Annotated in this window: 13 protein-coding genes; 5 read left to right on the forward strand and 8 right to left on the reverse strand. The window is 70.2% G+C overall.

Annotated elements, in window-relative coordinates:
• Positions 1-190 precede the first annotated feature (190 nt).
• The gene (locus BLT82_RS20345) at positions 191-754 is read left to right on the forward strand and encodes a hypothetical protein (protein WP_093656825.1); all 564 of its coding nucleotides are present in this window, start codon (positions 191-193) and stop codon (positions 752-754) included.
• Between the two features lie 261 nt (positions 755-1,015).
• Entirely contained in the window at positions 1,016-2,176 is a 1,161-nt protein-coding gene (locus BLT82_RS20350; protein WP_093656827.1) for a PhoX family protein, read from the forward strand.
• Here BLT82_RS20350 and BLT82_RS20355 read toward each other — a convergent pair.
• The 3 genes from BLT82_RS20355 to dusB all read right to left on the reverse strand — a co-directional run bounded on the left by BLT82_RS20355 (position 2,142) and on the right by dusB (position 8,014).
• Positions 2,142-3,173: an ArsR/SmtB family transcription factor gene (locus BLT82_RS20355; protein WP_208867989.1), complete on the reverse strand. Its 1,032-nt coding sequence runs from the start codon at positions 3,171-3,173 to the stop codon at positions 2,142-2,144. The two genes, BLT82_RS20350 and BLT82_RS20355, sit on opposite strands and share 35 nt — an antisense overlap.
• A gap of 561 nt (positions 3,174-3,734) precedes the next feature.
• Positions 3,735-6,443 carry a pyruvate, phosphate dikinase gene (ppdK, locus tag BLT82_RS20360; protein WP_093656829.1) on the reverse strand — a complete coding sequence of 903 codons (2,709 nt, stop codon included), beginning with the start codon at positions 6,441-6,443 and terminating at the stop codon, positions 3,735-3,737.
• Between the two features lie 425 nt (positions 6,444-6,868).
• A complete protein-coding gene (gene dusB / locus BLT82_RS20365) occupies positions 6,869-8,014 on the reverse strand; it encodes a tRNA dihydrouridine synthase DusB (RefSeq protein WP_093656831.1) in 1,146 nt (381 codons plus the stop codon).
• Between the two features lie 52 nt (positions 8,015-8,066).
• Between dusB and BLT82_RS20370 the strand changes: the two genes are divergently transcribed.
• Entirely contained in the window at positions 8,067-9,545 is a 1,479-nt protein-coding gene (locus BLT82_RS20370) for an MFS transporter (protein WP_093656833.1), read from the forward strand.
• Positions 9,546-9,870: 325 nt separating this feature from the next.
• On the opposite strand, the gene BLT82_RS20375 is transcribed toward BLT82_RS20370, so the two are convergent.
• Both BLT82_RS20375 and BLT82_RS20380 read right to left on the reverse strand, forming a co-directional pair.
• Positions 9,871-10,116, reverse strand: a complete 246-nt coding sequence (locus BLT82_RS20375) for a DUF6158 family protein (RefSeq protein WP_093656835.1) — start codon at positions 10,114-10,116, stop codon at positions 9,871-9,873.
• A gap of 121 nt (positions 10,117-10,237) precedes the next feature.
• Positions 10,238-10,450: a DUF6243 family protein gene (locus BLT82_RS20380; protein WP_093656837.1), complete on the reverse strand. Its 213-nt coding sequence runs from the start codon at positions 10,448-10,450 to the stop codon at positions 10,238-10,240.
• A 363-nt stretch (positions 10,451-10,813) separates the two neighbouring features.
• On the opposite strand from BLT82_RS20380, the gene BLT82_RS20385 reads away from it, so the two are divergent.
• Both BLT82_RS20385 and BLT82_RS20390 read left to right on the forward strand, forming a co-directional pair.
• Entirely contained in the window at positions 10,814-11,758 is a 945-nt protein-coding gene (locus BLT82_RS20385) for an aldo/keto reductase (RefSeq protein ID WP_093656975.1), read from the forward strand.
• 185 nt (positions 11,759-11,943) lie between these two features.
• On the forward strand, positions 11,944-12,531 hold the full coding sequence (locus BLT82_RS20390) for a TetR/AcrR family transcriptional regulator (RefSeq protein WP_093656839.1): 588 nt from the start codon (positions 11,944-11,946) through the stop codon (positions 12,529-12,531).
• Between the two features lie 47 nt (positions 12,532-12,578).
• On the opposite strand, the gene BLT82_RS20395 is transcribed toward BLT82_RS20390, so the two are convergent.
• The 3 genes from BLT82_RS20395 to BLT82_RS38575 all read right to left on the reverse strand — a co-directional run bounded on the left by BLT82_RS20395 (position 12,579) and on the right by BLT82_RS38575 (position 15,815).
• The gene (locus BLT82_RS20395; protein WP_093656841.1) at positions 12,579-12,797 is read right to left on the reverse strand and encodes a hypothetical protein; all 219 of its coding nucleotides are present in this window, start codon (positions 12,795-12,797) and stop codon (positions 12,579-12,581) included.
• A gap of 105 nt (positions 12,798-12,902) precedes the next feature.
• Positions 12,903-14,285, reverse strand: coding sequence for a glycine--tRNA ligase (locus BLT82_RS20400; protein ID WP_093656843.1), 1,383 nt, complete (start codon positions 14,283-14,285; stop codon positions 12,903-12,905).
• Between the two features lie 66 nt (positions 14,286-14,351).
• Entirely contained in the window at positions 14,352-15,815 is a 1,464-nt protein-coding gene (locus tag BLT82_RS38575; RefSeq protein WP_093656845.1) for a hypothetical protein, read from the reverse strand.
• Between the last annotated feature and the right edge of the window lie 38 nt (positions 15,816-15,853).

Here is a 15,853-nt window from a genome sequence, read left to right on the forward strand (position 1 = left end):
GGGGTAGACCGGCAGGGCCCGGCGAAATCATCGCCCGCGGCGGACGCAATTTCCCGGAACGCGAGCCTCCGACTCCCCGCGGCGATAGGGATCACCCGGCCCGCGCTGCCGCCGCGCCCGGCCCGGCCGCGGAGCACCGCTCCATCGCCGCCGCAGCGCCCCTGGAGCGGCCGCGCGGTACCGTCGGCCCATGAGCACCTCGGGCAGGAAGATCACCGAGAAGCTGTCGGGCCAGGCGCTGCGCGAGGCCACCGGCAAGGACTGGGACGGCTGGTTCGCCCTGCTCGACGCCTGGGGCGCCACCGGTCACGGCCACACCGCCATCGCCCGCCATCTCGTCGACGCCCACGGGGTCCCCGGCTGGTACGCGCAGTCGATCACCGTGGGCTACGAGCAGGAGCGGGGCCTGCGCGCCGTCGGGCAGGGCTCCGGCGGCGACTGGCAGGCCTCGGGCAGCAAGACGGTCGACGTACCGGCGCACCTCGTCACCCCGTGGTTCGCCGACGACACCCTGCGCGCCCGCTGGCTCCCGGACGGCGGGTTCACCCTCCGCACCCACCGGCCCGGCAAGTCCGTGACGGCCGACTGGGACGGCGGCGCCAGCCGCATCTCGGTCCATCTCACCGCGAAGGGCGAGGGGAAGACGCAGATCGGCCTCGGCCACACCAAGCTGCCGGACGCCGACGCGGTCGCGGCGTACAAGGCGTTCTGGAAGGAGCGCCTGGCGGACCTCAAGGAACAGCTGGAGAGCTGATCCGCGCCGCCCGCGAGGGCCTCCGCACCGTGCTCCGGCAGCGTGGTGCTGCCCGTGCCCTCCACCTCGAAGACCATGCCCGCGCCGGGCGGACGCCCGTCCGGGCACCCGGCGGGGGCGGCCGTCCGCCCCGTCCCGTACGGGACGCCTCCACGTCACGCTTCGTTGACGCTGCGTCAACTCCCCACTCCTATGGTCCGTTGGCGCGACCGTGCCCCGCCGTCCGGCGGGGCACGGCAGTCACGACCCCCTGGAGTGACAGTGGAACGACGCAGCTTCCTGCGCGGAGCGGTCATCGGCACGTCCGCGGCGGCCTTCGGCGGCACGCTGTGGCAGGGCGCCGCCTCCGCGGCCCCGGCGCAGCCCGGCCCCGGGCCGTACGGGGCGCTCGGCCCCGCCGACGCCAACGGCATCCAACTGCCGGCCGGATTCACCAGCAGAGTGATCGCCCGGTCCGGGCAGAAGGTCGCCGGCACCTCGTACACCTGGCACAACGCCCCCGACGGCGGCGCCTGTTTCGCCGACGGCAGCGGCTGGATCTACGTGTCCAACTCGGAGATCAACCCGTCCGGCGGCGCGGGCGCGGTCCGGTTCTCCTCGACGGGCGCGATCACCGGCGCGTACCGGATCCTGTCGGGCACCCGCACCAACTGCGCGGGCGGGAAGACCCCGTGGAACACCTGGCTGTCGTGCGAGGAGGTCAGCCTCGGCTACGTCTACGAGACCGACCCGTGGGGTGTGAACGCGGCCGTCCGCCGCGACGCCATGGGCCGGTTCAAGCACGAGGCCGCGGCCGCGGACCCCGTCCGCAGGGTCGTCTACCTGACCGAGGACGAGACCAACGGCTGCCTCTACCGCTTCATCCCCACGACCTGGGGCGACCTGTCCTCCGGCACGCTCCAGGTACTGGTCGCCGGGACCGCCACCTCCGGCTCGTTCAGCTGGGCGAACGTACCCGACCCGGACGGTTCCCCCACCGCCACCCGCAGCCAGGTGTCCGGCGCGAAGCGCTTCAACGGCGGCGAGGGCTGCCACTACGCCAACGACACCGTCTGGTTCACCACCAAGGGCGACAACCGCCTCTGGCAGCTCAACCTCAACGCCGGCACCTACGAACTCGCCTACGACGACTCGCTGGTGACGGGCGGCTCGGCCCCGCTCACCGGCGTGGACAACGTCACCGGCTCGTCCTCCGGCGATCTGTTCGTCGCCGAGGACGGCGGCAACATGGAGATCTGCCTCATCACCCCGGACGACGTCGTCGCCTCCTTCCTGCGGATCAACGGCCAATCCGGCTCGGAGATCACCGGACCGGCCTTCTCACCGGACGGGCGGCGGCTGTACTTCTCCAGCCAGCGCGGCACCAGCGGCAGCTCCTCGGGCGGCATCACCTACGAGGTGACGGGGCCGTTCCGGGCGTAAGCACCCCCGGCGGCTCCGGATCACGCTGGGCGCGGCCCCTCAGCAGGGCCGCGCCCAGCGGCGTCATCGTGTGCAGCACCGCGTTCCCGTTCCGCAGCGTGACCACGAGCCCCGCCTCCCGCAGCACACAGGCGTGCTGGCTGGCGGAGGCGAGCGACACCCCCGCCCTGCGGGCCAGCTCGCTCGTCGTGCAGCCGCTGCCGATGGACTGCAGCACCGCCGAGCGGGTGTGGCCCACCAGCCGGCCCAGCGACAGCCCGTCCCGCTCCCACGTGACCGGCGAGCCGGTGTGCGTCACGGGATAGACCAGCACCGGCGGCAGCTCCGGGTCCCGGCGCACCACGGGCGTACCGCGGCAGAAGTACGACGGCTGCAGCAGCAGCCCGCGCCCCTCCAGCCGCACCTCGCGGTCCACCGGATAGTCGGCCTCCAGCACCGGCGCCCGCCAGCGCAGCATCGGCGGCAGCGAGGCCAGCAGCTCGTCCGCGCCCCCGTCGAGCAGGGCCCGGCCCCGCACGGCACGGTCGGCCTCCACCGCCGCCTGGATGTGCGGCCAGTACGGCTCGATCGCCGATCGGTGGTAGCTGCGCAGCGCCCCGACGAGCCGGTCCATCGGCCCGTCCGCGCCTTCGGCGAGCCCGGCGAGCCGGCCCGTCAGCACCGAGTGCGGCCGCTCCGCGGCGAGCAGCGCCAGTTCGGCGCCGATTCGGCGCACCGGGGTGGCGCGCACCGCCTCCAGTCCCTCCTCGAGGCCCTCCAGCGCCTCGGGCGGGGTGAGGAAGTCCGGGAAATAGCCGCGCTGCGGGACGAGCGCCGCGAGAAGCCGTGTTTCACCGTTCAGGCGGGCGCGCGTTTCCGACCGCCATTCACCGAAGACGGTGGCGCCGCGGCGGTCCCGTAAACGGTGGAAACTCAGAATCGTTTCCCACAAAACGTCCGGTCTGGCCGCCATCCGCACCCTGGCGAGGTCTTCACCGGTGAAGTGGATTCGCAGCACGGAACCCCCACTGTTGCATCCGCAATCGCCCCCGTCACTGAGTATGCACGCAATCACAGGACGTTACCACGGTGTTTCAGCCACAGTTGAAACGCATCGCGTAACAGGGCGGTGAACCGAAAAGCTGTACGACGTCGGGCACGAAACCTTCGAGTACCGAGGGGCGAGGCAAAGACCGTGGGGGGCTTTCCGCGCCTGGCGGCGGTCGGCGGAGGTTGCGGCTCCGTGTCCGGCATCGGTAATGGGGCGCGGCCGGCGGGTGGGGATCCGTCGACCGCGCCCCGCCTGTTCTTTGCTCAACGAATGGCGAAAATCCAGCTTCCGTTAAAACGCGCTACTGGTCCGTCATTCAACAGGACTTGCCGGCGATGGACCCGCCACGACGGGACTCGCCGACAACAGGAATCGCCAAAAGGAAACGAGCGGGACGGACACCTCCGCACAAGGTGTCCGTCCCGCTCGCCCTTGGTGCACCGGGGCCGCCGGCCGGTCGGTGAGGGTCGGGGACCACCGACGGCCCCGGAGCCGGGGGCCGGCCGCACACGCGGCCGGCCTGGCGGATCAGCGGCTGTCGCTGCCGGAGGACTGCGCCGCGGCGCGGCCGGCCTCCAGACGGGCCACGGGGATCCGGAACGGCGAGCAGGAGACGTAGTCCAGGCCCACCTCGTGGAAGAAGTGCACCGACTCCGGGTCACCGCCGTGCTCGCCGCAGACGCCGAGCTTCAGGTCCGGACGGGTCGCACGGCCCGCCGCCGCCGCGTTGCGCACCAGCGAGCCGACACCGTCCTTGTCGATCGTCTCGAACGGGCTGACGCCGAAGATGCCCTTCTCCAGGTAGGCCGTGAAGAAGCTGGCCTCCACGTCGTCCCGGCTGAAGCCCCACACCGTCTGCGTGAGGTCGTTCGTGCCGAAGGAGAAGAACTCGGCGGCCTCCGCGATCTGAGCGGCGGTCAGCGCCGCCCGCGGCAGCTCGATCATCGTGCCGAGAGCCAGCTTCAGCTCCACACCCGTCCTCGCCTGGACCTCGGCGATGACCTCCTCGGCCTCCTCGCGGACGATCTCCAGCTCCTGGACGGTGCCCACCAGCGGGATCATGATCTCGGCACGCGGGTCGCCCTTGGCGTTCTTCCGCTCCGCCGCGGCCTCCGCGATGGCCCGCACCTGCATGGTGAACAGTCCGGGGATGACCAGGCCGAGACGGACGCCACGCAGGCCCAGCATCGGGTTCTGCTCGTGCAGGCGGTGCACCGCCTGCAGCAGCCGCAGGTCGTTCTCGTTGGCGTCCTTGCGGGCCTCCGCGAGCGCCACCCGCACCGACAGCTCGGTGATGTCCGGCAGGAACTCGTGCAGCGGCGGGTCCAGCAGCCGAACCGTCACCGGCAGCCCGTCCATCGCCTCGAACAGCTCGACGAAGTCCTTCTTCTGCAGCGGAAGCAGCGCCTTCAGCGCCTCCTCGCGCTCGTCGTCGGTGTCGGCGAGGATCAGCTTCTCGACCATCTCGCGGCGCTCGCCGAGGAACATGTGCTCGGTCCGGCACAGGCCGATGCCCTGCGCACCGAAGCGGCGGGCGCGCAGCGCGTCCTCGGCGTTGTCGGCGTTGGCACGTACGCGCAGCCGGCGTACCCGGTCCGCGTAGGCCATGATCCGGTGCACGGCCTGCACCAGCTCGTCGGCGTCGTCGGCGCCCGCGTGCATCCGGCCCTCGAAGTACTCCACCACCGGCGACGGCACGACCGGGACCTCACCGAGGTACACCTTGCCCGTGGAGCCGTCGATGGAGACGACGTCGCCCTCCTCCACGACGGTGCCGTTCACCGTCATCCGGCGGCGCTTGGTGTCGACCTCCAGCTCCTCGGCACCGCAGACACAGGTCTTGCCCATGCCGCGGGCCACGACGGCCGCGTGGGACGTCTTGCCGCCGCGGGAGGTCAGGATGCCCTCGGCCGCGATCATGCCGTCGAGGTCGTCCGGGTTGGTCTCCCGGCGGATCAGGATGACCTTCTCGCCGGAACGGGACCACTTGACCGCCGTGTAGGAGTCGAAGACGGCCTTGCCGACCGCCGCGCCCGGGGAGGCGGCGATGCCCCGGCCGAGCTTCTCGACCTGCGCGGCCTCGTCGAAGCGCGGGAACATCAGCTGCGCGAGCTGGGCACCGGTGACGCGCTGGAGCGCCTCGGCCTCGTCGATGAGGCCCTGGTCGACGAGCTGGGTGGCGATCCGGAAGGCCGCACCCGCGGTGCGCTTGCCGACCCGGGTCTGCAGCATCCACAGCCGGCCGCGCTCGATGGTGAACTCGATGTCGCACAGGTCCTTGTAGTGCGTCTCGAGCGTCTCCATGATCTGCATCAGCTGGTCGTACGACTTCTTGTCGATCGACTCGAGATCCGCGAGCGGCACGGTGTTGCGGATACCCGCGACGACGTCCTCGCCCTGCGCGTTCTGCAGGTAGTCGCCGTACACGCCCTGGTGCCCGGAGGCGGGGTCGCGGGTGAAGGCGACGCCGGTGCCGGAGTCCGGGCCGAGGTTGCCGAAGACCATGGAGCACACGTTGACCGCGGTGCCCAGGTCGCCGGGGATGCGCTCCTGGCGGCGGTAGAGCTTCGCCCGGTCGCCGTTCCAGGAGTCGAAGACGGCCTTGATGGCCAGGTCCATCTGCTCGCGCGGGTCCTGTGGGAAATCGCGCCCGGTCCCGGACTTGACGATCTTCTTGAACTGCTTGACCAGCTTCTTGAGGTCGGAGGCGTCGAGGTCGGTGTCGACCGTGACCTTCTTGGCCTCCTTGGCCTCGTCCAGGGCCTCCTCGAACAGCTCGCCGTCGACGCCGAGGACCGTCTTGCCGAACATCTGGATGAGACGGCGGTACGAGTCCCACGCGAAGCGCTCGTCGCCGGCCTGCTTGGACAGTCCCTCGACGGACTTGTCGGAGAGCCCGATGTTGAGGACGGTGTCCATCATGCCCGGCATCGAGAACTTGGCGCCGGAGCGTACGGATACCAGCAGCGGGTCGTCGGTCTGGCCGAGCTTCTTGCCCATGCGCTGCTCCAGCGCGTCGAGGTGCGCACTCACCTCGTCACGCAGTGCCGCGGGCTCCTCACCGCTGTCGAGGTAGACCTTGCAGGCCTCGGTGGTGATGGTGAAGCCCGGGGGGACGGGCAGACCGAGGTTGGTCATCTCGGCGAGGTTCGCGCCCTTGCCACCGAGGAGGTCCTTGAGGTCCTTGTTGCCCTCGGTGAAGTCGTAGACGAACTTCTGATCTTTGTTTTCCGACACGGGTCTCGACTCCTCGAGGACTCGGTGGCTGCCCTGACGGCGAGGAACATACCCAGATCGAAGGCGCCTGGGTACGTCCACTTGTCCGTCATTCGGCCGTAACCACCCGTCCGCCAGTAGATCGCAGGTTACCGATGCGTAAAGCCAGAGCCCTCGGCATCTTCATCCCTCGAAGAGCACTTGACCCAAAGCGGGAAATTGCCGCTCAGGTGAGCACCCTTCAAGGCATCTGAGTTCAACTATTGAACACAGAAAGGGTGGCACTGAGTGCCACCCTTTCTGAAGTCACAAGCACCCCCAGAGTGCTCATCTGAGCGCCGCCCTGATCAGGGGTGGCGAGAATCACGCCGCACAGGACGACCGGATCCCACCATCCGGACCCGCTCGCACCCGGATCCGGACAGGCCTCCCGACCCGCCGCCCGATCAGCCCCCGGACGTGTCCAGCTCCGCATCCTCGCCCACACCTGCACAGTCGTACGGGTCCCTCAGCCAGCCGTCCGGCAGCACGACCCGGTTGTTCCCCGACGTACGCCCCCGCGGACCGTCCGCACCCGACGGCCACGGCTGATCCAGGTCCAGCATGCTCAGCTGAGCGCGCAGCTCGTCCAGCGACGACGTCACCGCGAGCCGCTTGCGCATCTCCGAACCGACCGCGAACCCCTTCAGGTACCACGCCACGTGCTTACGGAAGTCGATCACGCCACGGGACTCGTCCCCGATCCACTCCCCCAGCAGCCGCGCATGGCGCACCATCACGTCCGCCACCTCACGCAACGATGGCCGCGCGTACTCCCCCGACCCCTCGAAGGCCCGGACAAGATCACCGAACAGCCACGGCCGGCCCAGACAGCCACGCCCCACGACCACCCCGTCGCAGCCCGTCTCCCGCATCATCCGCAGCGCGTCGTCCGCCGACCAGATGTCACCGTTCCCGAGCACCGGGATCTCCGGCACATGCTCCTTCAGCCGCGCGATCGCGTCCCAGTCCGCCGTGCCGCCGTAGTGCTGGGCCGCCGTACGCCCGTGCAGGGCGATCGCCGTGACGCCCTCGTCGACCGCGATCCGCCCCGCGTCCAGATACGTGATGTGGTCGTCGTCGATGCCCTTGCGCATCTTCATCGTCACCGGAAGACGCCCGGCGTTGCCGACGGCCTCGGCCAGGATCGCCCGCAGCAGATTCCGCTTGTACGGCAGCGCCGAGCCGCCGCCCTTGCGCGTCACCTTGGGCACCGGGCAGCCGAAGTTCAGATCGATGTGGTCGGCCAAGTCCTCGTCCACGATCATGCGGACCGCCTTGCCGACCGTGACCGGGTCCACCCCGTACAGCTGGATCGACCGCGGCGTCTCCGACGCGTCGAAGTGGATCAGCTGCATCGTCTTCTCATTGCGCTCGACCAGCGCCCGGGTCGTGATCATCTCGCTGACGAACAGCCCCTTGCCGCCACTGAACTCCCGGCAGAGGGTGCGGAACGGCGCGTTCGTGATGCCGGCCATGGGCGCGAGCACCACCGGGGGCTGCACGGCGTGCGGGCCGATGGACAGCGTCGAGGGCTGAGCGAGCGTGGTCATTGGACCATTGTCGCGCACTGTCAAGTTCATTAGTTAGACGTACTATGTACAAATGTCCGTGTCCGAGATCACCGGCACCACTCAGACCCGGCCGAGCCAACGCCGACGGCTCCTCGTCCTGGCCATCTGCTGCATGAGCCTGCTGATCGTCAGCCTCGACACCACCGTCCTCAACGTGGCCCTCCCCTCCATGCGCAGGGAGTTCCACACCGGCGTCGCCGGAATGCAGTGGACCGTCGACGCCTACACCCTCGTCCTCGCCTCCCTGCTCATCCTCGCCGGCTCCACCGCCGACCGCATCGGCCGCCGCAAGGTCTTCAAAACCGGACTCGTCCTCTTCACCCTCGGCTCCGTCCTCTGCTCCCTCGCCCCCAACCTCGAGTCACTCGTCGCCTTCCGCATGCTCCAGGCCATCGGCGGCTCCATGCTCAACCCCGTCGCCATGTCGATCATCACCAACACCTTCACCGACCCGCGCGAACGCGCCCGCGCCATCGGCGCCTGGGGCGCCGTCGTCGGCATATCCATGGCCGCCGGACCCGTCGTCGGCGGACTCCTCGTCGAAACCGTCGGCTGGCGCTCCATCTTCTGGATCAACGTCCCCGTCGGCCTCACCGCCCTCCTCCTCACCTGGCGCTACGTCCCCGAGTCCCGCGCCCCCAAGCCCCGCCGCGCCGACCCCGTCGGACAACTCCTCGTCATCACCCTCCTCGGCAGCCTCACCTACGCGATCATCGAAGCGCCCACCACAGGCCCCGCCACCCTGCTCCCCTTCGCCGCCCTCGCCGCAGCCGCGCTCACCGCGCTCGTCCTCTACGAACCCCGGCGCCCCGAACCCCTCATCGACCTGTGCTTCTTCCGCTCCGCACCCTTCAGCGGCGCCACCGTCATCGCGATCAGCTCCTTCGCCGCACTCAGCGGATTCCTCTTCCTCAACACCCTCTACCTGCAGGACGTCCGCGGACTCACCGCCCTCCAGGCCGGCCTCTACATGCTCCCCATGGCCGCCCTCACCTTCCTCTGCGCCCCGCTCTCCGGACGCCTCGTCGCCGGCCGCGGACCACGGCTGCCACTCATCGTCGCCGGCACCTCCATGGCAGCCTGCGGACTGCTCTTCGCCGCCTTCGAAGCCGAGACGTCCACACCACTGCTCTTCACCGGATACGTCCTCTTCGGCCTCGGCTTCGGCATGGTCAACGCGCCCATCACCAACACCGCCGTCTCCGGCATGCCCCGCTCCCAGGCCGGCGTCGCCGCGGCCGTCGCCTCCACCAGCCGCCAGACCGGCGCCACCCTCGGCGTCGCCGTCATCGGCTCCGTGCTCGCGGCGGGCACCGGCGCCGCCGGCCACGCCACCGGCTTCGTCGAGGCCGCCCGCCCCGCATGGTGGATCATCACGGCCTGCGCACTGACCGTCCTCGCCGTCGGCCTCGCCACCAGCGGCCGCTGGGCCCGGGAAACCGCCCGCCGCACGGCACAACGCCTCGAATCGGCGGACACACACCCCACCGCCGACGACAGCAGAGCCTGAACCCGGGCCGCGCCCGCTATCCACACCGTCGCCCGGTACGTCGACGGCGAGGCGCTCTCCTTCGTCTGCGAGCTGACCTCGGCCTCGGCACGCCTCGTGGGCTGGCAGGACAAGGTCCCCGTGTACGGCAGGACCGGCCTGCCCGTGTACCTCCTGCTGGACGTGCGGGAAATGACGGCCACGGTGTTCTGAGGGCCTCGGCCAAGGGCTACCTGGCCCGGCGGACCGTCCCGTTCGGCGGAAGGCCGGAGATCCCCGGCCCGTTCCGCTGCGAGCTCGACACCGGGGCGTTCGAGATCCCCGCCGACGTCACGGACGGCTGACCTCAGGTCTCTTCACACGTGCGGGCCCGCGCACCCTCCCGGGTCCTCGACCTCGACGCGGCCCGCCCGGGATGGCGGCGGACGTACTCCGCCTCCAGGGCGGACATCCGGGAGGTGTGCGTCCGCAGAGCGTCGTCGGAGCCGTACAGCAGGGTCTCGTGGCGGGTGCGATGGATGGCCTCCAGCTCCTTGAGCAGCTGCATGTCCTCCAGACGCTCCGGCGGCACTCCGCGGTCCTGCTCGGCCATGACACACACCTCCGGTAGGTACGCCCCTTCCATCATGGCCCCGGATCGGACGACCGCATCCGAAGACGAAGGGCCCGGATCACCGAGAGGGGTGATCCGGGCCCTTCGACGTGAGAGGGCGTCAGCTCTGCGTTCGGCCCGCGTCCTGCGTCTCGCCGTGCGCCTCCTCGGCGCCCTGGGTGCGCTCGCGCATCTTGCGCAGGAGCTCCTGCTTCTGGTCGGCGGCCGTCCGGCGGTCTGCCTGGCTCGCCGGCCCGTTGCCCTGCTGGTCGGCGCGGGACAGCTTTCTGCGCTGCCCTCCGACGCCGAGGAGGTTGTTACGGCCCTTGGCCACGGGGTTCTCCCATCGTGGTGAGAAGTGATCCGGATGTCAGCTGGTGGGGGCGGGACGTGGCCGCCGCACTCTCACTCGTAGATCTGGAAGAAGGAGGACATGCGGGCGACGGTACCCGTCGGGGGCGTGGCGAACACCTGGTTTTCCGGCCTGCTCCGGCGCGTCGTGCATCCTTGCCATCCGATGACGAATGACAGATATTGAAATCTGTCATTCGTCATGCCATAGTTGTCAGCGGTAGCGCACTCTCTCCCCCGAGGAGCCCTTTCCATGACCTCCCCCAACTCCCCCGTGTCCCGCCCCGTCCCGACCCGCCCGCTCGGCGCCACCGGCCCCCGTGTCTCCGCGATCGGGCTGGGCGCCATGGGCATGTCGGCGCTGTACGGCGACTCCGACCGGTCGGAGTCGATCGCGACCATCCACGCCGCCCTCGACGCCGGAGTCACCCTCATCGACACGGGCGACTTCTACGGCATGGGCCACAACGAGATGCTGATCGGCGAGGCACTGCGTGCCGCGCCCGCGGCGGACCGTGAGAAGTCGCTGGTCAGCGTGAAGTTCGGGGCGCTGCGCGACCCGGACGGCGGCTGGTCCGGCTATGACGGCCGCCCCGCCGCGGTGAAGAACTTCGCGGCGTACTCCCTCCAGCGGCTGGGCACCGACCACATCGACGTCTACCGGATCGCCCGGGTCGACCCTGACGTGCCGGTGGAGGAGACGGTCGGCGCGATCGCCGAGCTGGTCGAGGCGGGTCACGTCCGGCACATCGGCCTCTCCGAGGTGGGTGCGGAGACGCTGCGCCGCGCGGCTTCGGTCGCCCCCATCGCCGATCTGCAGATCGAGTACTCGCTGATCTCCCGCGGTATCGAGGACGCGATCCTGCCGACGGCGCGGGAGCTGGGCGTCGGTGTCACGGCGTACGGTGTGCTGTCCCGCGGGCTGATCTCCGGGCACTTCAGCGGTGACCGGAAGCTGGCCGCCAATGACTTCCGCGGTATGAGCCCTCGCTTCCAGGGCGACAACCTGCGCCACAACCTCGAGCTCGTCGAGCAGCTGCGCAAGATCGCAGAGCAGAAGGGCGTCTCGGTCGCCCAGTTGGCGATCGCGTGGGTGCTGTCGCGCGGCGAGGACGTCGTTCCGCTGGTGGGTGCCCGGCGCAGGGACCGGCTGGCGGAGGCGCTGGCGGCGCTGGACGTGACGTTCGGCGAGGATGAGCTCGCGGCGATCGAGCGTGCCGTTCCGCGCGGCGCCGCGGCGGGTGAGCGTTACCCGGCGGCGCAGATGGCGCATCTCGACAGCGAGCACTGAGGTGTCGCGGCGCATGGCCGGAGCGGGGTGCGGCCGGGGCCGGCCGGCGGGGTCCTGGCCGGCCGGCCCCGGTCGGCCCGCTTCCGTCTGCCGCCGCTCCTCTGGCGGCCGTCCCGGGCCGGCCGGCCGGCCCGCTGCTGCCGGCGATCCCGGCCGTGTCGGTGGGGAAGGGTAACGTCGGTGCCATGTCCAGCACGGAGACCCTGACCGCCGACCGCATCCTCGAGGCGACCGAGGAGGTGCTGCGCCGGTTCGGCCCGTCCAAGGCGACGGTCGTGGACGTGGCGCGCGTCCTCGGGGTGAGTCACGGCAGTGTGTACCGGCATTTCCGTACGAAGGCGGCGCTGCGTGAGGCGGTGACGGCTCGTTGGCTGGGCCGTACCGAGGAGTTGCTGTCGGAGATCACGGAGGGGCCTGCCGGTTCGGCGGAGGAGAAGCTGCGGGCGTGGCTGTCGCGTCTGTTCGAGGCGAAGCGTCACAAGGCGGGTGACGATCCGGAGTTGTTCGCCACGTACGCGGTGCTGATCACCGAGGCCAGTGGTGTGGTGGACGAGCATTTGGTGGTGCTGGTCAGTCAGTTGACGCGGATCGTCGAAGAGGGTGTGCGCGGCGGGGAGTTCGAGGCTGCGTCGCCGGTGTCGGCGGCGCAGGCGGTGTTCGACGCGACGGCGCGTTTCCACGATCCGGTGTTCGCGCCGGAGTGGCGGAGGCCGTCGATCGACGACGAGTTCCGTGCGGTGTGCGAGTTGCTGCTGCGTGGGCTGCGGGCGTGATGGTTCCGTCCCGGCCGGGCTGAGCGGTGGAGCCTGGGGGTGGGGTGTCAGTCGTTCCGGGTGCGGTTGCCGGGGTCGACGGTGGCCTGGTGGGCGTCGGCGAGGTGTTCCTCGGCCTTGAGCCAGGGCAGGAATTGGGCGCCCTTGCGCCAGCCGCAGGTGTCGCAGGTCAGTGTCTTCTGTACGCCTGTTTTCCGGACGCGGACGGTGTGTTCGCGTCCGTGCTGGTCCCATCTGCTGACCTTGCTGCTGGTGATGGACGGCATGGCGTGCCTCCGCTGCCGGCGGTCGACGAGTGGGCCCAGTGTGCACGAAGGCCCCCGGTTCCGTACCCGGAACCGGGGGCCTTGTTGCGGTCGTGACGGTGAGCGTCAGCAGCCGAGGAGGCGGGTGGCGAGGTAGCCCTGGATCTGGTCCAGGGAGACGCGCTCCTGCTTCATGGTGTCGCGCTCGCGGACGGTGACGGCGTTGTCGTCGAGGGTGTCGAAGTCGACGGTGACGCAGTAGGGGGTGCCGATCTCGTCCTGGCGGCGGTAGCGGCGGCCGATGGCGCCGGCGTCGTCGAACTCGATGTTCCAGTTCTGCCGGAGGTCGGCGGCGAGGCCCTTGGCCTTCGGGGAGAGCTGCGCGTTGCGGGACAGCGGCAGGACCGCGACCTTGACCGGGGCGAGGCGGTGGTCGAGGCGCAGGACGGTGCGCTTCTCCATGACGCCCTTGGCGTTGGGGGCTTCGTCCTCGTTGTAGCCGTCGAGGAGGAAGGCGAGCATGGTGCGGCCGACGCCGGCGGCGGGCTCGATGACGTACGGCGTCCAGCGTTCGCCGGCTTCCTGGTCGAAGTACGTCAGGTCGGTGCCGGAGGCCTTGGAGTGGGCGCCCAGGTCGTAGTCGGTGCGGTTGGCGACGCCTTCGAGCTCGCCCCACTCGCTGCCGCCGAACTGGAAGCGGTACTCGATGTCGGCGGTGCGCTTGGAGTAGTGGGAGAGCTTCTCCTTGGGGTGCTCGTACCAGCGCATGTTCTCCTCACGGAGACCCAGGCCGGTGTACCAGTTCCAGCGCTGCTCCATCCAGTACTCGTGCCACTTCTCGTCCTCGCCGGGCTTGACGAAGAACTCCATCTCCATCTGCTCGAATTCGCGGGTGCGGAAGATGAAGTTGCCGGGGGTGATCTCGTTGCGGAAGGACTTGCCGACCTGGGCGATGCCGAAGGGCGGCTTCTTGCGCGAGGTCTGCTGGACCTGGGCGAAGTTGGTGAAGATGCCCTGGGCGGTTTCGGGGCGCAGGTAGGCGATGGAGCCGGAGTCCTGGGTGGGGCCGAGGTGGGTGGCGAGGAGGCCGGAGAACTGCTTGGGCTCGGTGAACTGGCCCTTGGTGCCGCAGTGGGGGCAGTTGATGTCGGCCAGGCCGTTGGCGGGGGCGTGGCCGTGCTTCTCCTCGTATGCCTCTTCGAGGTGGTCGGCGCGGTAGCGCTTGTGGCAGGAGGTGCACTCGGTGAGCGGGTCGGTGAAGGTGGCGACGTGGCCGGAGGCCTCCCAGACCTCGGTCGCCAGGATCACCGACGAGTCGATTCCGACGACGTCCTCGCGCGAGGTGACCATGTAGCGCCACCACTGGCGCTTGATGTTCTCCTTGAGCTCGGTACCCAGCGGCCCGTAGTCCCAGGCGGCGCGCTGGCCACCGTAGATCTCGCTGCTGGGGTAGACGAACCCACGGCGCTTGCTCAGGTTGACGATCGTGTCGATCTTGTCGGCGGCCACGGTGCTCTCTTCATTACGACGACGAAGTGCGAATGCTTCAGATTACCGGCGCTCGTACCCCCTGTATCAAATCGGTTCGCCTCCTCGTTCGCGGAAGTGGAGGCGTGGGGGGACGTGCCATCGGATGCGGTCGTGGATGCCGTCGCCGGACCTGTACCAGTCCGGGTGATAGGTGATGCACGCTCCGTTCTCGCCGTAGAGGGTTGCGGTGCCTGTTTCGTCCGTGGAGAGGCCGGCGACGCCGTACCAGGGGATGGTGACGGCTCCGTCGGGCCACCACTGGGTGATGCCTTCGTCGCCGATGTAGAGGCGGGTGCGCCGCGTCAGGGGGCTGCGGAGTCGGGGCCGGTATTCGTCGGCTGTGGTGAGGGTTCCGGCGGGGAGTGGGGGGAGGGGGGTGAGGGGGGTGTCGGGGGTGGGGGCGGTGTGGCGGGGCATGCCGAGCAGGGCGGTGCGGGGGTAGTCGGCGAGGGTGGCGCGGACGGTGTCGGGGGTGAGGGTGTGGAGGAATGCCCGCAGGGAGGGGAGGTCGAGGTGGTCGTGTCCGGCGGTGTGGTCGTCGGCGGTGAAGTCGACGAGGGCGCGGGTGCAGGCGGGGTTGTCGAGGTCTTCGAGGCCGGTGGTGCGGTAGGTGTCGATCTCCTGGGGGGTGGGGCCGTGCTGGGCGAGGGTGCGCAGGGTGGTGTCGAGGGTGGTGGCGGCTGCGGCGGCGCCGTGTTCGTCGGTGGTGGCGGTGATGAGGGCGAGGGTGCGGCCGTCTCCGGTGAGGTCGGCTCGGAGGTCGAGGTCGCCGAGGCTGCCGTCGCCTGTGTGTTGTTCGCGTGCGATGCGGTCGAGGGCGATGGTGAGGGCGGGGCGGTGGTGTGTGGTGGGCATGACGAAGGAGACGGAGAGGGTGTGGCCGGCTTCGTGGCCGTGTTCGTACCAGTGGCCGCCGACGTGGGGGGTGGGCCGCTGGGGCGGGCGGGTGTGGCGCGGGCCGTCGGGGAGGGGGAGGTGGAGGCCGGGCGGTGGGGGGCCGGTGAGGGAGAGGGCGGCGTTGCCGCGGACGAAGTGGCGGGTGGCCCAGGTGCGGATGTCGTCGGGGGTGTGCTGGGCGAGGTGGGGTCGGTCGAAGGCTGTTCTGCCGTAGCCGCGGTAGCCGTGGCGGATGTGGTGGTGTTCGGCGGCGGGGTCGGGGGCGGCGCAGTCGAGGGTGGCTTGGAGGCGGCGGGTGACGCGGGGCAGGGCGTCGGCGGGCGGGTCGGCGAGGGTGCGGCACACGCGGGTGAGGAGTGCGGCGACGCGGTCGGGTTCGCCTTCGGCCCAGAAGGCGGTGTCGGTGAGTTCGACGACGGAGCCCCAGTGGACGCGTGGTGCTGTGTCGGGTGAGGTGAGGGCGTCGGCGACGAGGCTGTGGACGAGTTCGGTGAGGCCGCGTTGCGGGAGGGTCTCGTCGGCGGTGCCGATGTGGAAGGTGATGCGGCCGGCGAAGGGTTTCGGTCCTTCGGCCCAGAAGGCGGCTATGCCGTCGATCTCGGTGCGCTGCATGGCGGCACTGTACGGGGGTGATCGTCGGTGGCGGGGTG

Origin of the sequence: Streptomyces wuyuanensis (assembly GCF_900103455.1) — a bacterium.
In the GTDB taxonomy this organism is placed as follows: domain Bacteria; phylum Actinomycetota; class Actinomycetes; order Streptomycetales; family Streptomycetaceae; genus Streptomyces; species Streptomyces wuyuanensis.